The following is a 21,084-nucleotide window of genomic DNA, read 5'->3' on the forward strand; positions in this document are numbered from 1 at the left end:
TCACGCCTCCAGAGCCGAGCGCTGGTCCCACAGGGTGCGCCAGGTGGCGGCGCCCTGCTCGGCGCGACGGCGCACCGGGCCGTCCCAGTAGCCGAGCAGGCGGGCGGCGTCGGCCGGGTCGTCCTTGCGGACGACGCCGATCAGCTGGCCGGGCAGCCGCCCGAGGAGGTCGCCGCCGTCGGACAGGTAGGCGGCGCCGACCCCGAGGGCGGTGGCCACCGAGACGGCCTCGGCGGTGCTCATCACGGTGGACGGGCGCTCGACGTCCCAGCCCTCGGTGGAGCGGCCGGTGCGCAAGTCCCGGAAGGCGGTGACCAGGGCCTCCAGTACCGCGTCGTCCACGGCGTAGGGGGCGCCGGCCCGGGCGACGGCGGCGGTGGACTGCCGGCGGACCAGCTCGACCTCGGCCGCGAGGCTGCCGATCGGCCCGACCGTCTCGAAGTTGAACCGCCGCTTGAGGGCCGCGGACATCTCGCTGACGCCCTTGTCCCGCAGGTTGGCGGTGGCGATCAGGGTGAACCCGGCCGCCGCGTGCAGCTGGGCGTCCGGGGTGCCGGCCAGCTCGGGTACCGCGATGCGGCGCTCGGAGAGCAGCGAGACGAGGGCGTCCTGCACCTCCGGCAGGCAGCGGGTCACCTCCTCGACCCGGGCGACGGCCCCGGTGGTCATCGCGGTGAGCACCGGCGAGGGCACCAGGGCGTCCCGGCTGGGGCCCTTGGCCAGCAGCAGGGCGTAGTTCCAGCCGTACTTGAGCTGGTCCTCGGTCGTCCCCGCGGTGCCCTGGACGGTGAGCGCGCTGCTGCCGCAGACGGCGGCGGCGAGCAGTTCGGAGAGCATCGACTTGGCCGTGCCGGGCTCGCCGACCAGCAGCAGACCGCGCTCCCCGGCGAGGGTGACGACGCAGCGCTCGACCAGCGCCCGCTCGCCGACGAACTTCTGCTCGATGGCCAGGCTCTTCCGTCCGGCCTTGAGCTTCTCCCCGTCGCTGCCCATCACGAAGGTGACGACGGCGCGCGGGGTGAGCCGCCAGCCGGGCGGGCGCGGGCCGGAGTCGTGGGCGGCCAGGAACTCCAGTTCGGCGGCGTACCGCTCCTCCGGCAGGACGGACTGCCGTGCGGCGGGCGCGGTCGCGGCGGTGCCGGCGGTGGCGGCCCCGGTGGTGGTGGTCTCGGCGGTGCTCATCGGCGGGCCTTCCTGCGCTTGCTGGTCTGGAGCTCTTCGTAGCCGGGGGTGTCACCCTCGCCGATCCGCTGCCAGGCCCGGGCGAACAGCTCCGGGACGGGCAGGTGCGGCAGCACGGCCTGGTGGGTCGCCAGCTGGTACAGGCCGGCCTTCCAGGTCTCGGTGGGCAGGCCGGGGGCCTTGGCCTCCTGCCAGCCGCCGGGCAGGAAGAGGCTGCGGCCGGCCCGGGCCCGCTTGGCCTCCAGGACCAGGTCGGTGGCGGCGAGTTCGGCGCGGGCCCGCTTCAGACGGGCGGGCTTCCAGCCCGTCCAGCGGGCGGTGTTGCGGTCGGTCGGGTCCGGCAGGGCGAGCAGCTGGAGGTAGAGCGCGGCGGCGTCCTCGCCGAGGCCGTACGTCTTGGCCACCTCGGCGACCAGGTCGGGCACGCTGAGCTGCGGGTTGTGCGCCCAGCCGGTCTCGGTACCGGGCTCGGGCGCGGCCACCAGCCGGGCCAGGTCGCCGCCGAGGATGGCCTCGATGCCGCGCCGCTGGCTGCCGAACCAGTAGCCGGCGGAGAGGCCTTCGAGCAGTTCGAGCAGCGGGTCGTCGGCTCCGGTGAGCCCGGCGGGCCGCAGCCAGGCCGTCTCGACGCCGTCGTGCCAGGGCACGAGGACCAGCGCCTCCCCGCAGTGGACCAGCCCCTCGGCGTCGGCGCCGCCCTCGGCGGGCAGGCCGAAGCGGGTGCGCAGCACCGGGCCGAGCGGTCGGCCCTTGACGTCGTGGTGGAGGTCGTAGTCCAGCAGCAGGCCCGGGTCGGCGAGGCGCCGGCGCAGCGAGGCGGCGGCCTGCGGCAGCAGCGGGCGCAGCGGGCTCTCGTTCGGCAGGTGGTAGGCGAGCCAGCGCAGGGCGTCGACCACGCCGCCCAGGACGCCGTTGGCGGGCACGGCGTCGGGGTCGTCGGGCAGCAGCCGTTCGATGCCGCGGTCCTCGTCGGTGCGCATCCGGTACCCGGTGGTGCGGCTGAGCCAGGCGGTGCGGCCGGGGTTGAGCACCGTCTCGATGTGGCGGATGTCTGCGCCGCTGACGGTGGCCTGATCCTCCGCGGTCAGGGTGACGAACTGTCCGAACCGCTCCGTCCAGGCCTGGACGCCGGCCGCGAGGTCGGGGCCTTCCGTCCGGATCTGCGCGGGGTCGGCGGGCACCAGGGCGGCCCAGACGGCGGCGAGGTCCGCCCGGTTGCGTTCGCGCAGCCAGTCGCGGGCGACCTTGGCCTCGGTGGACTTGAGGCCGTACTCCTTGAGCCCCTCGGCGGGCAGGACGGCTCCGTACCACTGGAACAGGGTGTTGGTGGGGCTGAGCAGCAGGGTGGCGCGGGTGCGGCCGATGCCGGTCTGCTCGCCGAAGGCGGCGGCGTGGGCGGCGTCCCAGGCGAAGCCGCCGGGCAGGCGCACGGCCTCGGCGAGCCGGGCGGCCCGTTCGGCGGTGAAGGGCTCGGCGGCGATCCGCTCCTCGGCGGTGGTGAAGTGGGCGACCGGGCCGAAGGCGCCGCTCGGGTCGTGGTCGACGGCGAGCCAGTGCACCCGGTCGTCCTGGTGGTGGCGGCAGCCGAGGATGACCACGGTGCGGTTGCCCAGCCGCAGGACCTGTCCGTCGCGCTCCTGGTGCTTGTGCTCGTGGCCGGCGGCGTTGAGCGGCTCGGTGAGGGTGAGCTCGCGGAGGGTGCCGTACGGGTCGGCGAGCGGGGCGCGGGCCAGTTCGGTGAGCAGCAGGGCGAGCGAGGCCCGCTGTTCGGGCCGGGTGAGCGGGGCGGTGGCGGCGTAGGCGAGGGTGCCGAGCCGGCCGAGCAGGTGCAGCCAGCCGTGGTGGCCGTCGTCCCCCTGGAGGTCGAGGGTGAGCGGGGTGGACCAGCCCTCGGCGCCCTCGGCGGCGGCGGGCGGGCTGGCGAGTACGGCGGTGACGGTGCGCAGGTTGTTGACCACCCGCCAGGTGTCGCCGTGCTCCCAGGAGCGGCCGAAGCCGCCGAGGTCGGGCAGCAGCACGCCGACGGCGGCGCGCAGTTCGTGGTCGCGGCCGTGCTCGGGCCGGTGGGCGGCCTTCCGGGCGGCGCCGGCCTTGGGGCGGGCCTCGGCCTCGGGCTGGGGGACGAACCGGGCCGCGTCGTCGAGCAGGTCGGCGGCGGCCCGGGCGAGCCCGGCGACGCCGGCGAGCAGCAGCGGGTGGCCGAGGCCGTCGAGGGCGGCGCCGACCGCCTGGACCTGCACCCCGTACTTGGCCTCCTTGGTCTGCGGGATCGGGCGGCGGACGCCCTGGACGGTGAGCCAGCGCTGCTCGTCCGCGGGGACCGGTTCGGTGTCCACCGGCCAGGCGGCGTCGATGAGCCGGGCGGCCTGCTCGTCGGTGACGGAGCGCAGGATCCGCGAGCCCTCCTCGTCCCGCGGGCGCAGCGCGTGCCACTGGTCCAGCGGGGGGACGAGGGCGGTGCCGGCGGCGTGTAGGCCGCCCGGGCGGCAGGAGCGGATCCGGCAGGTGCGGTCGCTGCCGCCGTCGCCCCCGGCCTCGGGCAGGACGAGGGAAAGGCCGTTGCCGCGCTCCTCGGCGACCGTCGGGTGGGCGTCGCCGGGCAGGCCGAGCCGGCCGACCGGGTAGCGCCGGGCGTGCTCGCCGGTGCCGGTCAGGGTGAGGGTGTGGCCGTCGGCGGTGCCGGTGGTGACGCGGGCTCCGTCGACGCGGACCCAGCTGCCGAGCGCGGCGCCGTCGGTGCCGAGCGGGGTGCCCTCCAGGCCGGGCTGGAGCGGCAGCAGCCGGGTGCGGTGGAGGTCGAGCCGGCCGGCGCCGGCGGTGGCGGCGATCCGGGGCGGCTCGGCCGCGCGGCCGAGGGCGCCGGTGGCGGGGTCGAGCTCGACGAGGACGCCGCCCCGGTCGTGGCGCAGCGCCCAGAAGCCGGTGCCGTCGCCGAGCACCCGGTGTTCGCCGGGCAGCCGGGTGTCACCGGCGTGCAGCGGGCGCTCTCCGGTGGTGCGGCCGCCGCCGGGCAGCGGGACGGACGGGTCGTCGGGCTCGTCGCGGCCGCCGTAGTAGTGGGCGACGGACTCGCCGCCGAGTTCGAAGGTCTCGGCGGGCCGGCTGGACCAGTAGGCGTGCTGCTTGCCGTCCTGGTACCAGACGACCAGGAGTTCACCGTCGGTGTAGCGCAGTCGGGGGCGCTGCCACTCCTCCAGCCTGGGGTGGCGCAGGGTGTGCTCCAGCAGGATCCCCTCCGGGCCCACCACCAGGACCTCGCCCTGGCGGGCCAGGATGAGGTGGGGCCAGGCGTCCTCGATCAGCAGGCCCTCGGGGAGGTTCTGGGCGGGCGGGTTGCCGGGCGTCCGGTCCGTCGTGGCGCCGAGTCGGCCGAGCGCCTCCTCCAGGGCGGGCCAGCCGAGTTCGTCGAGGATGCCGGTGCGCAGGGCGCGGGCGAGCAGGGCGGCGACGTCGAGGCCGGCGATCCGCTCGGCGGCGGCCGGGTTCTCGGCGCCGATGGCACTGCGGTGGGAGCGCAGCTCCTGCAGCAGGTCGGCGGCGCCGGACAGGCCGCGGGCGGCGAGGAGTTCGTCGGTACGCTGGTCGGCCCATTCGACGAAGAGCTCGCGCAGCACCGGGAGGGCGGGCAGGGTCTTGGCGGCGGCGGCGCTCTTCCAGGCGGGCGGCACGGCGGCGCGCAGGCTGGGCCGCAGGCGCGGGTCGGCGGCGATGGCGGCCAGTGTGGGGCTGTCGGGGCGGCCCTCCTTGACCCAGTCGGTGAGGTCGAAGGAGTGGGTGTCGGCCGGGTCGGCGACCGGGACGCCCTCGGCGAGCAGCAGGTCGAGCACCTCGAGCTGGGTCTTGCCGCGCCGACGGCCGGCGAAGAGGTCGACCGGGGCGTCGTCGGCCCGCAGCCGCTCGGTCATCCGCCCGGCGAGGGCGTAGGTGGCGGCGCAGGCGGGGCGGGAGCGCCAGCCGCGGCCGACGTGGGCGCACCAGCGCTGCAGCCAGGTGGCGGCGGGCTCGGCGCCCTCGGGGCGGGGGCCGGTGAGCAGCAGCTCGGCGCCGCTCTCGGCGAGGACGGCGAGCCAGCCGGCGTCCTGGGCCTCGTCGTCCGAGGTGCCGGCGGGGTTGGGGAAGATCTCCAGGAGGCGGGCGCGGACGGCCTCGTCGCGCTTGGCGAGCTCGATGACGGCGCCGTGCCAGGACTTCCAGAAGGCGCCGGGTGCCCGGTCGACGGCGGGTGAGGCGAGCAGTTCGGCGAGCAGGGACTGCTCGTGTTCGGCGCGGTCGAGCCCGGCGGCCCTGATCAGCGCGCGGGCGTCCTCGGCGACCCCGGCGTAGGGGGCCATGCCGGCCGCGGAGCGCTCGGTGCACAGCTGGCGGAAGCGCTGCCAGGCGGTGAGCGGGTCGAGCCGGGTGCTGAGCTCCTTGACGTACTGGCGCAGCGCCTTGACGGTGAGTGCGCCGGCCAGGGCGAACTCCAGGAAGACGGCGCGCAGCCGCTCCTCGTCCACCGCGAGGCTGTAGGTGCGCTCGGCCTCGCGGGCGCGGCCGAAGAAGGTGCCGGCGTAGGTCTGGTTGCCGTGCTCGATGAAGATCCGGCCGACCTGCTCGCAGTAGGTGGGCAGGAAGTGCGGCACGGCGCGCCCGAGGCGCACGGCGAGCTCCTCGAAGCCGTCCTTGGCGTTGCCGGGCTTGGACTTGGCCTGCCGGGCGAGCCGCTCCATCTCCTTGACCAGGGCGAGGGCGTGGTGCCCGTTGGCCGGGTCGTTGACGAGCGCCCAGGCGGGGAAGCCGAGCGCCTCCTGGCGGACCTGGCCGACCTCGGCGGGCTCGCCCGCGGGTACCAGTCCGAGGAAGTCGACCGCGAGGTCCTCGGCGGGGCCGAGCGCACCGGGGACCAGTCGGACGATGCGGCGCCCGTCGAGCGCCGGGTGGGTGTAGCCGCGCGCGGTGAGCACGTCCGCCGCGCTGTCGGGCCGCCCGGCGCCGGGCAGGGTGCCGGTGGGCAGCACCGCGCCGGCGTCCAGCAGCCTCTCGTGCGCTGCGGCGGTGCTCGTACGGTCGGTGGTGCTCATGCGGCTTCCTCCCCTTCGATCGTGCGGCCGGCGTGCAGCGCCGCGGCCATGCGCATCCCCTCGGACCAGGCGACCGGCCCGACCTCGGCGAGCCGCAGCACCGTGCCGTCCGGGCCCGTCCAGCTGAGCGCGCCCGTCTCGCACTCGTCGTACTCGTAGTAGTCGCCGACCCAGACCCGGGCCTCCAGGGCGACCCCGCCCTCGACGACGGGCAGCACGGCGTGGCCGCCGCGCACGCGGTAGCCGAGCCGGGTGCAGCGGCCGAGCAGTTCGCGCAGCTCCTTGTAGCGGCCGCCGGCGTAGGCGGTGACCTGGGCGGCCTGCCCGTCGGTGTCGGCCGGCCTGTGCCAGACCTCCCGGTAGAGCTGCTGGACCCGCTGGGAGACGCCGAGTTCGACGGCGAACTCGCGCAGGTCGTCCAGGTCCTCCAGGAGGACGGGGTGGGGTATCCGGATCTCGCCGTCGGTGAGCCGGACGGTGTCGCCGTCCAGGTCGACCAGGCCGAGGCCGCGCCCGCCGTCGGCGCCGCGCAGGAACCCGGCGACGGCGCCGTCCTGACCGGTCACCACGAGGTCCCGCAGGACCTGCTGCCAGGCCTCGTCCGCCCAGACGGCGGTGATCACGGCGGCGGGGACGGGCAGCGAGCGGACCATCCACCGCTCGACGTCCTCCAGACAGCCGCGCTCGTGCGCGGCGAGCCACTCGGTGAGCTGCTTGAGCCCGGTGACCACCGGGTCGTCTCCCAGCTTCGACGGCACGGACTTCAACTGGCGGCCGGCCGCGTTGCGGCAGACCACCCTTCCCTCCGCGTCGAGTGCGACTTGGTAGCCGCCCGATCCCGCTTCCACCCATGCCACGGCCGCTCTCCTCCCAGCTGCTGGTCAGTGATGGGAGGAACGTAACGGGACACACTGACAACGCTGTGGCCAGGGGGCCTCACCCGGCTCGGCCGCCCCTCAAACCCATCGAACGAGTGAACGATCATCCGGGTGGATCCCCTCCGGTGCGGCGGCGGCAGCGCAACACCCCAGTTCGCACGCCCGGTTGGGCGGGGTCAGTCCAGCGCGGTCCGGTGCAGGGCGATCAGCAGCCGCCACACCCGGTGGGCCAGCTCGGGTGCGGTCGCCTCGACGAGGCCGTGCAGCCAGTCCGCGAGCACCCCGGCGAAGGTCGCGGCCACGGCCGAGGCGACCAGATCGGGCTCCGGTGCGCCGACCAGGGCGCGTTCGGCGCGGCTGCGGGCGCGCAGGTCCCGGTGCAGGACGAGCCCGAGCGGGCCGCCGCCACCCGGGCTCAGCAGCTCGCGGTAGAGACCGGCGTGCGGGGCGAGGTCGGTGAAGAAGGCCACCAGGGCCGGCGGCGGGACGGCCGGATCGGGCGTGCCGCGCCAGGCGTGCAGCGCGTCCACCGCCTCCCGGACCACGTCGGCGCAGGCGTCGACGGCCAGCGCCTCCAGATCGGCGTAGTGCACGTAGAACGTGGCACGGCCCACCTCGGCCCGGCGTACCAGCGCCGCGACACTGACCTCCGCCAACGGGCGCAGCGCGCACTCCTCCAACAGCGCCCCGCGCAGCCTGGCCCTGGTCCGGGCCGCCCGGGGGTCGCCGTCCCGCCCGGTCGTCATCGGGCCAGCAGGACGGCGGCCAGGGCCAGCGCCCCCGGCAGCGCCTGGGCAAGGAGGATGCGCCGGTTGGCGGTGATCCCGCCGTACACGCCGGCGACCAGCACGCAGGCGAGGAAGAACACCTGGACCCGGAACCCGGTCGGGTCGGCGGCGATCAGGCCCCAGACCAGCCCGGCGGACAGGAAGCCGTTGTAGAGGCCCTGGTTCGCGGCCAGCGGGGCGGTGGCCCGGGCCATCTCCGCGTCGAAGCCCGAGAGTTCACGGCCCGGCCGCTTCTCCCAGAGGAACATCTCCAGCACGAGGATGTACGCGTGCAGGGCGGCCACCAGGCCGACCAGGACATTCGCCGTCGTCTCCACGGTGACCCACTTCCCTCAAGTTTCCTGGACAGGTGTCCAGCATACATGGACACCTGTCCAGGAAACCCCGGGTCGCGGTCCAGGTGAGGGCGAGGGCCGCATCGCGGCCAGCGGGAACAGTCGGGCGGCGTTGTGCACGCCGCAGACCAGGCCCTTGTCGACCAGTCCGGCCTGCACGAACGGTCTACACCGGGGAGAGGCGCAGGATGCGGTCGTCGCCGGGCTGCGGGTCGCCGCGGCCGTCGGTGTTGTTGGTGACCAGCAGCAGGGTGCCGTCCCGGTCCGCGACGACGGCGCGCAGGCGGCCGTACGCACCGTCGAGGAACTCCTGTGGTGCGGAGGCCAGATGGTCGCCGTCGAGGGGGATGCGCCAGAGCCTGGTGCCGCGCAGGGCGGCCATCCAGATCGCGCCGTCGGCGTAGGCGATGCCGCTCGGGGAGGCGTCGGCGGTGCGCCACTGCGCCACCGGGTTGATGTAGTCCGGGTTGGTGCCGATGCCTTCGACCACCGGCCAGCCGTAGTCGCCGCCGGGCTTGATCAGGTTCAGCTCGTCCCAGCTGTCCTGGCCGAACTCGGAGGCCCAGAGCCGACCTTGAGGATCCCAGGCGAGCCCCTGGACGTTGCGGTGACCGTAGGAGTAGACCGGTGAGTCGGGGAACGGGTTGCCGGGGGCGGGGGAGCCGTCCGGTGCCAGCCGCAGGATCTTGCCGCCGAGCGAGCCCTTGTCCTGGGCGAGCGCGCCGTTGCTGCTGTCACCCGTGCCCGCGTAGAGCAGGCCGTCGGGACCGAAGGCGATCCGGCCCCCGTTGTGCCGGGGGCCGTGCGGAATTCCGGTCAACAGTACCTCGGGCGTGCCGAGTTGCCGGCCGGGAGGCTGCGCCGGGTCGTAGGTGAGGCGGACGATCCGGTTGTCGGTGGCGGTGCTGAGGTACGCGTACACCAGGTGGTCGGTGGCGAACCCGGGTGACAGGGCGATCCCGAGCAGCCCGCCCTCGTCACCTGCGGTCACCCCCGGCACGGTGCCCGCCACCGTCTTGGCGCCGCCCTTCGCCGCGACCCGGACGATCTGTGCGCTGTCCCGCTCGGAGACCAACAGGTCCCCGTCGGGCAGCACCGCCAGGCCCCAGGGTGCGGCCAGCCCGTCGGTGACGGTCGCCCGTACGGCGACCTCCGGCCCGGAGGCGGCCGACGCGCCTGCCGAGGGCGCGGTCGCAGCGGTCCCGGTGGCGACTGACGGCGCGGCGGACGAGCAGCCCACGGCGGCGGCCGGTCCGAGGATCAGGGCGAGTACGACGGCGGCGGAGCGGCGGAGCACCGGTGGACCCTCCAAGGGGCGACGGACGCGGACGCGGCGCCCCCAGCAGACCACACCGGCCCGTCGGCCGGGCTGCAACCCGCCGGGCCGCAACCCGCCGCGCCGACCGGCGATCCGGAGCTGCCGCGGTCAGGGACCGCTCAGCCGACGGGGACCGTCTCGCGCAGGAAGCCGGTCAGCAGGTCCGCCACGGCCGCAGGCCGCTCCAGGCCGGGGAGATGGCCGGCCCAGGGCAGTTCGAGGTGCCGGGCGTCGGCGAGGAGATCCGGCAGTCGGGCCGCGATCTGCCGGAAGTCCGCCAGGTCGTGACCGCCCGAGACGGCGAGACAGGGCGCCTTGATCGCCGACAGGTCGGTCTCCACCGCGATCCGCCCGGCGCCCTCGGGAGCGGCCAGTTGCACGTCGAAGGCGTGCCGCTGCATCCCGCGCAGCTCGTCGCGGACCGCCTCCTGCGCGTCCGGCCCCAGCCAGGTGTCCACGTTCAGCTCCACGGCCCCGGCGACATCGCCCGCCTCCAGCAAGGAGTCCTCCCGGTCGCCGAACGCGCGCAGCACATCGGTGGGCTCGTGCCCCGGAAGCCCGGCGCACAACAGGACCATGGCGGACACCCGGTCCGGATGGCGGGCGGCGATCTCCAGGGCGACACGCCCGCCGAACGAGGAGCCGATCAGCGCCGCCCTGTCGATGCCGAGCGCGTCCAACAGGTCCAGGACGTCCTCGGCATCGTTGTGCCGTCGGTCCGGCAGGGGGGTTTCACCGAAGCCCCGGAAGTCACAGCGCACCACCCGGTATCCGGCATCGGCCAGGGCCGACCACTGCGGATCCCACATCCTTCGGTCGCACACCCCGGAGTGGAGGAGTACCAGCGCGGGACCGTCTCCGGTCGCATCGTAGGCGAGAGTCATACCGCAGACCCTAGGCCGCAAACGATCAAGGCACCACGATTTTCCCTGGTCCGCGTGCTGGAGCACGCCGGACGGCACCCCACCCACGGACCCCCCGCTCCGCTCCCGGACGAGCGGAAGGGCTGCAACCCGGCGGGTTGCAGCCCTTCCGTCGAAGCCGGTGTCAGGGTTCGGGAAGGCGGCTACGGATCAGTTGTTTCCTCCACCGCCGTTGTTGCCGCCACCGTTGTTGCCGCCACCGCCGGTGCCGTTGCCGATTCCGACGAGGTTGACGCTGTTTCCGCAAATGTTGATCGGGATGCTGATCGGGATCTGGATCTGGTTGCCGGACAGGACACCGGGCGAGCCGGTGACCACGCCATTCGCGTAGGCGCCGCCCTCGTTGATACAGGTGGTACCGCCGCCGCCTCCGCTGAAGGCGTTGGGCATCCCCGAGGTGACGGGCGTGTGGTCGGGACCCTCGCAGCCCGCCAGGGCGGTGCCGGCGGAGGAGAGGGCCAGCACGACGCCGAGGCCTGCGGCTGCCACGAACTTTCTGGTGTTGGTCATGGGCTCACGGGTTCCCATTTGTCATATAAACCGACTTCAAGACTCACCAGAAGTCACCCGATCGCAGCCGGGAACCAACCCGACCGCAGCATGCCCCTGGGCCATCCGGGCGGCGGGCATCCGCGACCGGGACCGCCCGGAGGCATGGCGGCCCGCCGGCCCTACCCGCACAGGCGGTTCACGGCCGCCAACTCAGCGCGGCACCCCGGCGGCGTCCAGGAAGGTGCGGAACTTCGCGCTGGTCTCGGCGAGTTCGGACTCCGGCCGGGACTCGGCCACCACCCCCGCACCCGCATAGAGCCGCAGGGTGCGCTCGTCGGCCTCGGCGCAGCGGATGGTGACCACCCACTCGCCGTCGCCGTCCGCGTCGCCCCAGCCGACCATGCCGGCGTACAGGCCGCGGTCGAAGGGCTCGATCTCGCCGATCACCGTGCGGGCGAGCGGCGTCGGCGCACCGCACACGGCGGGCGTCGGGTGCATCGCGGTGGCCAGCTCCAGCGCGGACACGGACGGGTCGACCAGCACACCGGTGATGGTGGTGGCCAGGTGCCACATCGCGGCGGTGCGGACCAGGGTCGGCCGCTCGGGCACCTCCAGGTCCCGGCAGTACGGGGCCAGCGCCGTGCGGATGGCGTCCACCACGAAGGCGTGCTCGTTCAGGTCCTTGGGCGACTCCAGCAGGGCGGCGGCGCGGCGGACGTCCTCGCCGAGGTCCGCGCTGCGCGGGACCGAGCCGGCCAGCGGGTTGGCCAGCACGGCCGTGCCGTGGCGGGAGAGCAGCAGTTCGGGGCTGGCGCCGATCAGCGTCCGGCCGCCGCCGGCGGGTACCGCGAAGGTGTGGCCGCCGGGGTCGCGGCGGGCCAGCCGCTGGAGGATCGCGGGCAGGTCGAGCGGGCCGGCGGCGGACAGCTCCAGCGTCCGGGACAGCACCACCTTGCTCAACTCGCCGCCCTGCAGGCGCCGGACGGCCTCGGCGACACCGGCGCCGTACTCGGCCGGCTCGGGTATCGGGCGGACCTGCCAGTCCACCCGCTCGGCGGCCGGGGCGGGCAGCGCGATCAACGGGTCGTCGCGCAGCGCGCCGCACCGGCGGACCTGTGCGGGCACGGCCAGTTCGGCGCGACTGTCGTGGTCGAACGCCACCGCGCCGATCACCAGCGGGTGTTCGACCCCGTCGCGGCGGGCCCGGGCGAGCGTCTCGGCGACCCGGACCGGCAGCGGGCGGGCGTCCTGCGGGACCCTGGCGCGCACGCCCTCGGCGAGCAGCGTGCGGCTCGGGGAGGCGAAGAACGCCTCGTCGGACCCGGCCCGGTACTGGCCCAGCAGCCCGCTGGCCGCGCCGATGACGGTGTGGTCCGTCCCGGCCGGGGCGTGGTACGCCGTGGCGGGGGCGTGGTGCGCCGTGGTCACCTGGATTCTCCCAGTCTGCGAGTGGCCGCCGGGCCGTGGTGGGACCGGGCGGGGTGCGGGGCGTTGCGGGTGGAGCGGCGGGTGCCGGACGGCGGACGGCCCGGTCGCGCAGAAGTATTAGGCAAGCCTAACCTAACACAATTGTTCGGTTCAGCCGAGGGTCTGGGCGGCCGTCAACTCATCGATCCGGGGCGCCACTCCGAGCCCGGGGCCGGAAGCGCGCCGGATTCAACCCTCGAACGTAGACGCAACGTTGCGTCCAGTGCTACGGTGCGGGAGCTTCAGCCGCAACGCAACGTTGCGTCTACTTTCACCACCAGAGGAGCACCCCTATGCCCTCCGCCACCCGCCCCGCACCGGTCGCCCGCGCAGCGGTCGCGCTCGCGCTCTGGGTCACCATGGCCGGCACCACCGTCCCGACCCCGCTCTACCCCCTCTACCAACACGCCTTCGGCTTCACCCCGTTCGCCGTCACGGTGGTCTTCGCCGTCTACGCGGTCGGCGTCGTCGCCGGACTGCTCACCCTCGGCCGCCTCTCCGACCGGATCGGGCGCCGACCCGTCCTGGCCGGTGCGCTACTGCTCGCCGCGGCCGCCGACGGACTCTTCGAGGCCGCCGACTCGCTGCCCTGGCTGCTCACCGCCCGAGTGGTCTCCGGCCTCTCCGCCGCCCTGATCACCGGCAGCGCCACCGCCGCCCTGCTCGACCTGGCCGCGCCCGACCGCCGCCAACACGCCCAGACCCTCGCGCTCGCCGCGAACATGGGCGGCCTGGCCTGCGGCACCCTGATCGCCGGGGCGCTCGCCCAGTGGGCGGGCTCGCCCCTGCGGCTGCCCTGGACGGTGATGCTCGCCCTGACCGCCACCGCGCTGCTCGGGCTGCTCGCCGTCCCCGAGACGGTGCCCGGCGGCGGATCCGGCCCGGAGCAGACGGGCGCAGGGCAGACGGGCGCAGGGCGGGCGGGCGCCCGGTTCCGGCTGCGCCTCCAGCCGCTGCGCGTCCCCGCCGCCATCCGGCCGGCCTTCCTGCGCGCCGCGCTGGCCGGCGGCTCCGGGTTCGCCGTCCTGGGTGTGCTCACCGCCGTCAGCGGACTCTTCCTGGCCACCGTCCTCGACATCCACAACCGTGCGCTGACCGGCCTGGTCGTCTGCCTCGCCTTCGCCGCCACCGCCGTCGGCCAACTGCTGGCCCGCGTCCTGCCCGCGCCCCGGGCCCTGCCGACCGCCTGCGCCGGACTGGTCGCGGCCGCGGCCCTCATCGCGACCGCCCTGCTCACCGAGTCCCTGACCCCGCTCCTGCTCGGCGCCTGCGTCAACGGCCTGGCCACCGGCACCGCCGTCGGCACCGGCCTGGGGGCCATCAACACCGGTGTGGCGCCGCAACAGCGCGGCGAGGCGGTGTCCACCTTCTTCGCCATCCTGTACACGATGCTCTCGGTGCCGGTGGTCGGCGTCGGCGTGCTGATCCAGCTCGCCGGACTGCGCACGGCCGGACTGGTCTTCAGCGCGCTGGTCGCCGCCCTGGCCCTCGGTGCCGCGGCCGGCCTGGCCCGGCGCCCGGCCACCGTCCACCCCCGGGAGGCGTGAGAGGATGGCCCCGACCAGCAGCTCCGGCCGGGCACACCCCCGGCTCGCCCGTAAGGACCTCAGCACCATCGCCGCCCAGCAGCGCCCCGCCCCGACCGGTGGCAGTAGCCGCCGCAGCGAGGCCGCGCGCCTGGCCGTGCTGAACGCGGCCGACGACCTGCTGGTGGAACACGGCTTCGAGGGCCTCACCATCGAGGGCATCGCCGCCGCGGCCGGGGTCGCCAAGCAGACCATCTACCGCTGGTGGAAGTCCAAGGTCGACATCCTCTTCGACAACCTGGCCCTGGACGCCGGACCGGCCCTCGCCTGGCCCGAGGACACCCCGCCCGGCGTGGACCGACTCCGCGCCTACGTCCACCTCTTCGCCCGCTTCCTCGGCGAGGAACCGGCCGGCCGCGTTCTGCTGGCCCTCCTCGGACACGCTCAACTCGACAGCCGAACGGCCGAGTTGCTGCACTCCGGATTCCTGGACGAGCTGCACGCCCGGGACGTCGAACAGACCGGCCGCTGCCTCTCGGTCTCCGCCGCCGAGGCCGAGGCCGCCCTGGACGCCCTGCTCGCCCCGCTCTACCACCGCGCCCTCGTGCTGCGCCGCCCGCTCGACCGGGTCTTCGTCGACGCGCTGCTCGACCGGCAGCTCAACCACTGACGCTTCGTCAACTTCCGGTAGTTCTTCCCTCCGCGCCCGTGAGTCCCCCGGGCCGTCTCCCTGGAGCCGCCATGTTCCGCCGACCCCGCCCGACCCACGACGTCCGGGTCACCGCGGTCACGCCGCTGACCTCGAACCTGGTCCGACTCACCCTCTTCGGCCCCACCCTGACCGACCTCGGTATAGAACACCCCACCCAGTGGGTGAAGTTGGCGGTTCCGGACGGCCACTCCCGGGCCTACACCATCCGCCACCACCGGCCCGTGCACGCCGAGGCGGACATCGATGTCGTCCTGCACGGCAACGGCCCCGTCTCCCGCTGGGCCGCTGTCGCCCGCCCGGGCGACAGCGCCCGTCTCGGCGGCCCCCGCGGGCGGTTCCAAGCCCTCGACGGAGCCGCCCACGTCGTCCTCGCCGCCGACGAGAGCGCCCTCCCGGCGGCCCTCACCATCCTCGACCGACTCCCCTCCTCCGTCCGGGTGTCCGCCTTCTTCGAGGTCGCCGATGCCACCGACACCCTCCGGCTCGACACTCGCGCCGATCTGACCATCAACTGGCTCCCCCGGCCCGTCGGGCACCCCAAGGGCCGGCTGCTGACCGCCGCCCTCCTCGGCGCCGATCTCCCCTCCTCGGCCTCGGCGTGGCTCGCCGGCGAGGCCTCCTCCGTCACCGCGATCCGCCGCCATCTGCTCACCGACCGCGGCTACTCCGGCGAGGACGTCCAGGCCAAGGGCTACTGGAAGCTGGGCGAGTCCGACCACAAGGGCTGAACGCGGACGGGGCGACGGGCGGGCGGCCACCGCACCCGTCGGGGCCGCCCGCCCATCGCCCCGCAGACACTGACAGAAGGTGTCAGGGATTCTCGCGAGACTGGCAGTCGCGGTCCACACCAGGCCCGTTGACCGCCGACTCCCGACTCCCGACTCTCGACGAGGCTCCCTTGCGCATCCAGCCCGACCGCCCCGCCTCTGGCACCGAACGCCTGCTGATCCCCGCCGCGCTCATCACCGCGCTGGGCAACAACATCCAACTGATCGCGGCGGCACTGCTGATGGTCAGGGCGGAGGGGACGATGCTCTCGGTCGGCTGGCTGTTCATCGCCGTGGCCGTCCCGCAGGCGGCGCTGTCACCGCTCCTCGGGCGGGTGGCGGACCGGTTCGACCGTCGGCGGCTCTGGCTGGGGTGCGATCTGGCCAGCGCCGCCGCGGCGTTGGCGGTCCCGGTCTGGTCGGCCGCGGTCGGACCGGGCAGTGCCGTCGTCTACGCGGGCAACTTCGCGCTCGCCGTCGTCAGCGCGCTCTTCGGCCCCGCCAGCGCGGGCCTGGTCAAGGAGCGGGTGCGGCCCGCCGAACTGCGCCGGTTCACCGCCGACTACGAGGTCGCCACCCAGGCCGGGATGCTGCTCTCGGCCTCGGTCGGCGGCTTCGCGCTCCAACTCTTCGGAGCCACCCCGCTCTTTGTGTTCAACGCGGCGACCTTCCTGGTGTCCGCGGCGTGCGTGGCCGCCCTGGGGAACCTCCCGACCGCCGCGCCCTCCTCGGCTCCCTCGGCTCCCTCGCCTGCCGCGGCCTCGCCTGCCGCGCCCGTCTCGGGGAGTTCGCGCGGCCCGGTGGCGCGTCTGATCGTGCTGTACGCGCAGGGCAGCGTCGTCGTCACCGTCTTCAACGCGCTGCTCCCGGTCCTGGTGATCGGGGAACTGCACCGCGGGGCGGCCGTGTTCGGGGCAGCCGACGCCGCCGGGGGCGCGGGATTCCTGCTCGCCGCCGTGGCCTACCGGGCGCTCGGTCGGCGTACCGGCGATCTGCGGATCGCGGTGGTCGGCTTCGTCGCCGCCAGCCTGATGATGGTGCTGCAACCACTCTTCGGGGTCGCCGGGTTGGTGGTGTTCGTGGCCCTCGGGGCCTTCCTCTTCGGCCAGGCGCGGATCGCCTCACGCACCCTGCTGATGACCTCGGTCGAGGAGCACCGGATCGGGCGGGTCTTCGGCGTTGCCCAGGCGAGCGGGCTGGCCGCCACGGTGGTGGTGATGCTGGCCGTCTCCGCGATCACCGACCACTCCGACAGCCGGTACGGGTTCGCCGTGCTCGCCTCGCTCAGCGCCGTGGCGGCCGTCGCGGCGGCGGGCCGACGGGCCCTGCGCCGCGAGCCGCTGCCCGCCGAGCCGCCCGCCGAGCCCACCGAGCCCACCGAGCCCGCCGAGCCCCTCCAGCCGGCCGGGTGCGGCGCGTCGGCGGTCGGCACCGGGTCGGGCTGACCTCAGGGCGGTGGGCTGGTCACCGGTACAGCCCGGCGAGCTCCCTGGCGGAGGCGGCCATCCGGTCGCGCAGCTCCACGGGCTCCAGGACCTCCAACTCCGCGCCGAGCTTCAGGAACTCGGTGTGCGCGTGGTCGACCGACTCGATCGGGACGACCGCACGGCTCCAGCCGTCCCGGTCGGGCCGCACGCCCGCGGCCACCGCCTCGGCACCTGCCCGGCCCAGCAGCCCGGGCAGGCGCTCGACGCCACGTGGGGAGAGCCGGACGAGTGCCTGGTCCTGGTGCAGCCGCGCATGGAAGTCGGCTACGTACTCCCGCCAGTAGCCGGCCAGGTCGAATCGCTCCGGGCGCTCGAAATCCCCCTCCAGCAGCTCGACTTCGAGGATCTGGTCGACCCGGTAGGTGCGTACGGCCGGGCCACCGCAGGCCACCAGGTACCAGCGGCCGGCCTTGAGCACGAGGCCGTACGGCGCGAGGTGCCGCTCGACCTCGGTCGGCGCCCGCCAGCGGCGGTAGCGGATCCTGATCGGCCGCCGGCTCCACACCGCGTCCGCGACGGCCGGCAGGTGCGGCACCTCCTCGCCCTCGCTGTACCAGCCGGGGGTGTCGAGGTGGAACCGCTCCTGGCTGCGCGCCATGTGGTCGCGGAGCTCCGCGGGCAGCGCGGCCCGGACCTTCAGCTGGGCCGCCGCGGCCACCGCCCCGAGGCCGAGTTCGGCGGCCGGTCCGGGCAGCGCACCGAGGAAGAGCGCCCGGGCCTCGTCGGCGCTGAGGCCGGTCAGCCGGGTGCGGTAGCCGTCGAGGAGCCGGTAGCCGCCGGCCGGACCGGCGTCGCCGTACAGCGGGACGCCCGCCGTGTGCAGGGACTCGACGTCCCGGTAGATGGTGCGGACCGACACCTCCAACTCCTCCGCCAGTTGCTGCGCGGTCATCCTGCCGCGGGTCTGGAGGAGCAGGAGAAGGGACACCAGTCGGCTCGCACGCATGGCTGCAGTATCCGCGCCCCCACTGACAGGTCCGCTGTCCACCGACCGGCCCGCACGGTGCTGCCGTGTCCTCGGGTGGCGGCCGCGCACACCGTGGGCGGTACGGGAGCTGCGGGCGGTACGGGAGCTGCGGGCGGTCAGTGCGCGGCGGGGGCGGGGGCCAGGCCGGTGCAGCCCCGGAGGCCGTCGCGGCGCTTGAGGGCGGCCTCGGCGGCGGCGCCGCTCTGCGGGACGGGGACGCCCTGGTCGTCGACCGTCGCCGGGGTGAAGGTCTCGCCGGTCACCTTGCCCGCGGCGTTCAGGGTGAGGGTGGTGACGCCGGTCTCGTTGGAGAAGGCGTAGTTGGAGGTGCCGTACCAGAGGAAGTTGCCGAAGCCGTAGCCGATGTAGGTGTTGCCGAGCATCCCCGAGCCGAGCATGGTGTGCGCGTGGGTGCCGACGACGGCCGTCGCCCCGACGCCCGCGAGCTTCTTCGCGATGGCGGTCTGGGCGCTGGTCGGACAGGCCTTGCCCTCGTCGCCCCAGTGCAGGTAGACGAGCACCACCGGTGCCTGCTGCTTGGCCGCCTCGACCGCCTTCACCAGAGCCGCCGCGTCCAGGGCCGAGGCGATTCCCGGCTTGGTGGCACTCGCGCGCCACTTCTGGTTGGTGAGGTCCTCGACCTGGCTCGCCGCCACCACCGCGACCTTCACCCCGCGCACCGTCGTGACGTACGGGGCGTACGCCTCCTTGGCGTTGCGGCCGAAGCCGACGATCGGGATCGGCGAGGAGTCCTTGGCGGCGAGGGAGTCGGCGAGGCCGTCGGCGCCGAAGTCCACGGCGTGGTTGTTGGCCATCGAGACGACGTCGACGCCGGAGTCGCGCAGCGCGGTGAGCGCCTTGGGCGAGGTCCGGAAGGTGTAGGTCTTCGGCTCGGGGGCGCCGCGGTCGGTGATCGCGGTCTCCAGGTTGAGCACGGCGAGGTCGGCGTCCGAGAGGGTCTTGGAGATCGGTCCGAGCGGCTGCTCCGGCGCCTTCACCCCGAGCCGCGGCTCCGTCCGGCCCTCGAAGTGCACGTCGCCCGCGAAGGCCACCGTGATGCTGCCGTCCGGCCGGGGCGCGGCGGGGCTGCCGGACGCCGCCGCGGAGGGGGCGGCGGAGGCCGTGGCGCCCGCCGAGGGCTTGGCACCGTCCGCGGCGGGCGCGGCCGGGGCCGGCGCGGGGTCGTCCGGTCCGCAGGCGGCCACGGGTATCAGCCCGAGCAACAGTGCGACGGCGGCCGCGACACGGCGCATTGAGATTCCCCCCGGGGGTCGGTCCAAGAGCGGTCAGCCTACGTCACGCCCCGACGCGGCCTTCGCCCCGCCTCCACCGAACCCCGGGGCCCGAACCCCGAACCTCGGGGCCCGGTCCCCGGGCGGCGGCGGGTGCCGGACAGGCCCGACCGGCCCAACCCCGCCGCCCGATCCGGCCATCGCGTCCCTGGCGCGGCGGCGGCGCCCGCGCGCAGCGTGGAGGGGGGTGGCAACCGCGCTGGAGGTGGTGGGTCGTGAACCGCATGGACGGCATGGACAACGCTGGTGGATTGGGCGGTACCGATGACGGGGGCGGACCAGGCCCGGGCACCGTCCGCAGCAAGGACTGGCAGCTGAACCTGCACGTGGTCGAGGAACGCGACACCACTCGGGTGCACGCCGTACTGGACGCCGACGGTGCCGTCCTGGAGAGCGATGCCGTGGCCCGCCGCAACCCGCGCGACGATCCGGCTCCGGCGGTCGGGGACGAGTTCGCCGTCGGCCGCGCGCTGGTCGACCTGGGCCACCAGCTCCTGCGCGCGGGCACCCAGAGCGCCACCCGGTCCGCCGAGGGCTGAGATGCTGGTCCCTGACGGTCGGCGAACGGCGGCGCGCAACGGACAGCGGACAGCGGACAGCGGACAGCCAACGACCTTCAGAGAACAGACAACAGATGACAGATTTCCTATTCTGTCAGTCGACATCGCCCTCCCCCGCCAGTCGACCACCGGGACGCCAGGAACCCATGGAAACCAGCACCGGCACCGCCGCCGACTTCACCGCCCCCGACTTCACCCCCGCCGAGCGCGCCCGCGGCCGGGCCCTGCGCCGCGAGCAGCTGCCGTGGGCCCTCGGCGGGCGGGCGCTCGGCCTGGCCCTCACCCTGCTGCTCGGGCTGACCCCGCTCGGCGCCGACCTGGTCACCGCGGTCGGCGGCTGGTTCGGCGGCTCCCGGAGCGCCGAGGTGCTCGCCGGCGCGGCCGCCCTCGTCGTCCTCGGCCAGGCCGCGCAGCTGCCGTTCGGGGCCGGCGCACGCACCGTCCGCACCCGGTACGGACTGGTGACCCAGGGCTGGGGCGGCTGGGCGGTGGACGCACTGCGCGGACTGGCGCTCACGCTGGCGCTGGCACTGCCGGTCGTGTTCGGCCTGTACGCGCTGACCGCCTGGTCGCCGGACCGCTGGTGGATTCCGGCGGCGGGCGCGGCGGCGCTGCTCACCGCGGCCCTCTCCTTCCTCTTCCCGCTCGTCGTCGAGCCGGTGTTCAACCGCTTCACACCGATGCCGCCCGGCCCGCTGCGCGAGGCGCTGCTGGCGCTGGCCGAGCGCGACCGGGTCCGCGTCCGGGACGTCCTGGTGGCCGACGCCTCGCGGCGCACGACGGCGCTGAACGCGTACGTGTCCGGACTCGGCGCGACCCGCCGGATCGTCGCGTACGACACCCTGCTCTCCACGGCCGAGCCGCGCGAGGTGGAGCTGGTGGTGGCGCACGAGCTGGGCCACGTCAAGCACCGGGACGTGCTGACCGGCACCGTGCTGGGCGCGGTGGGCGCGGCCGCGGTGGTGTGCGTGCTCGGCCTGCTCACCGGCTGGGGGCCGCTACTGTCCGCCGCCGGCGCGACGGATGCGGCCGATCCGCGCTCGCTCCCCCTGATGGCCGCGTGCACGGCGCTCCTGGGGGCGCTGTCCGGACCGGTACAGTGCGCGGTGAGCCGGCGGATCGAGGCCCGGGCGGACCGTCACGCACTCGAACTCACCTCGGACGCCGAGCAGTTCATCGCAATGCAGCGCAGACTGGCACTGGCCAATGTGTCCGATGTCGACCCGCCCCGGGTGCTTGAGCTACTGTTCGCCACTCACCCCAGTGCGACCCGTCGGATCGCCGCTGCCCGCGCCTGGCAGACCTCGGCCCGCTGAGCGGACGAGTGGCG

General features: G+C 74.8%; 17 protein-coding genes. 6 read left to right on the forward strand and 11 right to left on the reverse strand.

The genetic code is table 11. From position 1 onward, the window contains the following. From ACIGZJ_RS05725 to dhbC, 9 genes are all read right to left on the reverse strand, one after another. Window positions 1–1,182: an AAA family ATPase gene (locus ACIGZJ_RS05725; RefSeq protein WP_396456092.1), complete on the reverse strand. Its 1,182-nt coding sequence runs from the start codon at window positions 1,180–1,182 to the stop codon at window positions 1–3. Then, window positions 1,179–6,242 (reverse strand): hypothetical protein, encoded by a 5,064-nt coding sequence (locus tag ACIGZJ_RS05730; protein ID WP_396456093.1) that lies wholly within the window; start codon window positions 6,240–6,242, stop codon window positions 1,179–1,181. Before ACIGZJ_RS05730 ends, ACIGZJ_RS05725 begins: the two co-directional genes overlap by 4 nt. Next, window positions 6,239–7,099 carry a DUF4132 domain-containing protein gene (locus tag ACIGZJ_RS05735; protein WP_396456094.1) on the reverse strand — a complete coding sequence of 287 codons (861 nt, stop codon included), beginning with the start codon at window positions 7,097–7,099 and terminating at the stop codon, window positions 6,239–6,241. Before ACIGZJ_RS05735 ends, ACIGZJ_RS05730 begins: the two co-directional genes overlap by 4 nt. A 197-nt stretch (window positions 7,100–7,296) precedes the next feature. After that, window positions 7,297–7,866: a TetR/AcrR family transcriptional regulator gene (locus ACIGZJ_RS05740; RefSeq protein ID WP_396456095.1), complete on the reverse strand. Its 570-nt coding sequence runs from the start codon at window positions 7,864–7,866 to the stop codon at window positions 7,297–7,299. Beyond that, complete coding sequence (locus tag ACIGZJ_RS05745) at window positions 7,863–8,225, reverse strand: DUF1304 domain-containing protein (RefSeq protein WP_396456096.1); 363 nt, start codon at window positions 8,223–8,225, stop codon at window positions 7,863–7,865. Before ACIGZJ_RS05745 ends, ACIGZJ_RS05740 begins: the two co-directional genes overlap by 4 nt. A gap of 184 nt (window positions 8,226–8,409) precedes the next feature. Next, the gene (locus ACIGZJ_RS05750; RefSeq protein ID WP_396456097.1) at window positions 8,410–9,540 is read right to left on the reverse strand and encodes a PQQ-dependent sugar dehydrogenase; all 1,131 of its coding nucleotides are present in this window, start codon (window positions 9,538–9,540) and stop codon (window positions 8,410–8,412) included. A gap of 140 nt (window positions 9,541–9,680) precedes the next feature. Then, window positions 9,681–10,445, reverse strand: a complete 765-nt coding sequence (locus ACIGZJ_RS05755; protein WP_396456098.1) for an alpha/beta fold hydrolase — start codon at window positions 10,443–10,445, stop codon at window positions 9,681–9,683. A gap of 189 nt (window positions 10,446–10,634) precedes the next feature. Continuing rightward, window positions 10,635–10,994, reverse strand: a complete 360-nt coding sequence (locus ACIGZJ_RS05760; protein ID WP_396456099.1) for a chaplin family protein — start codon at window positions 10,992–10,994, stop codon at window positions 10,635–10,637. Between the two features lie 192 nt (window positions 10,995–11,186). After that, complete coding sequence (gene dhbC, locus ACIGZJ_RS05765; RefSeq protein ID WP_396456100.1) at window positions 11,187–12,404, reverse strand: isochorismate synthase DhbC; 1,218 nt, start codon at window positions 12,402–12,404, stop codon at window positions 11,187–11,189. A gap of 332 nt (window positions 12,405–12,736) precedes the next feature. Here dhbC and ACIGZJ_RS05770 point away from each other — a divergent pair, with 332 nt between their 5' ends. The 4 genes from ACIGZJ_RS05770 to ACIGZJ_RS05785 all read left to right on the forward strand — a co-directional run bounded on the left by ACIGZJ_RS05770 (window position 12,737) and on the right by ACIGZJ_RS05785 (window position 16,893). Beyond that, window positions 12,737–13,990 carry an MFS transporter gene (locus tag ACIGZJ_RS05770; protein ID WP_396456101.1) on the forward strand — a complete coding sequence of 418 codons (1,254 nt, stop codon included), beginning with the start codon at window positions 12,737–12,739 and terminating at the stop codon, window positions 13,988–13,990. 4 nt (window positions 13,991–13,994) lie between these two features. Further along, complete coding sequence (locus ACIGZJ_RS05775) at window positions 13,995–14,639, forward strand: TetR/AcrR family transcriptional regulator (protein WP_396456102.1); 645 nt, start codon at window positions 13,995–13,997, stop codon at window positions 14,637–14,639. Between the two features lie 71 nt (window positions 14,640–14,710). Further along, window positions 14,711–15,409 (forward strand): siderophore-interacting protein, encoded by a 699-nt coding sequence (locus tag ACIGZJ_RS05780; RefSeq protein WP_396456103.1) that lies wholly within the window; start codon window positions 14,711–14,713, stop codon window positions 15,407–15,409. A 170-nt stretch (window positions 15,410–15,579) separates the two neighbouring features. Continuing rightward, complete coding sequence (locus ACIGZJ_RS05785) at window positions 15,580–16,893, forward strand: MFS transporter (protein ID WP_396456104.1); 1,314 nt, start codon at window positions 15,580–15,582, stop codon at window positions 16,891–16,893. Between the two features lie 19 nt (window positions 16,894–16,912). Here the strand turns inward: ACIGZJ_RS05785 and ACIGZJ_RS05790 are convergent, their stop codons facing one another. Then, window positions 16,913–17,881 carry a helix-turn-helix transcriptional regulator gene (locus ACIGZJ_RS05790; protein WP_396456105.1) on the reverse strand — a complete coding sequence of 323 codons (969 nt, stop codon included), beginning with the start codon at window positions 17,879–17,881 and terminating at the stop codon, window positions 16,913–16,915. 137 nt (window positions 17,882–18,018) lie between these two features. Continuing rightward, window positions 18,019–19,155: a CapA family protein gene (locus ACIGZJ_RS05795; protein ID WP_396456106.1), complete on the reverse strand. Its 1,137-nt coding sequence runs from the start codon at window positions 19,153–19,155 to the stop codon at window positions 18,019–18,021. 263 nt (window positions 19,156–19,418) lie between these two features. On the opposite strand from ACIGZJ_RS05795, the gene ACIGZJ_RS05800 reads away from it, so the two are divergent. Both ACIGZJ_RS05800 and ACIGZJ_RS05805 read left to right on the forward strand, forming a co-directional pair. Then, window positions 19,419–19,733 (forward strand): dsRBD fold-containing protein, encoded by a 315-nt coding sequence (locus tag ACIGZJ_RS05800; RefSeq protein WP_396456241.1) that lies wholly within the window; start codon window positions 19,419–19,421, stop codon window positions 19,731–19,733. A gap of 167 nt (window positions 19,734–19,900) precedes the next feature. Then, a complete protein-coding gene (locus ACIGZJ_RS05805) occupies window positions 19,901–21,070 on the forward strand; it encodes a M48 family metalloprotease (protein WP_396456107.1) in 1,170 nt (389 codons plus the stop codon). Window positions 21,071–21,084 lie beyond the last annotated feature (14 nt).

The organism is Kitasatospora sp. NPDC052868, assembly GCF_044547105.1.
GTDB lineage: Bacteria > Actinomycetota > Actinomycetes > Streptomycetales > Streptomycetaceae > Kitasatospora.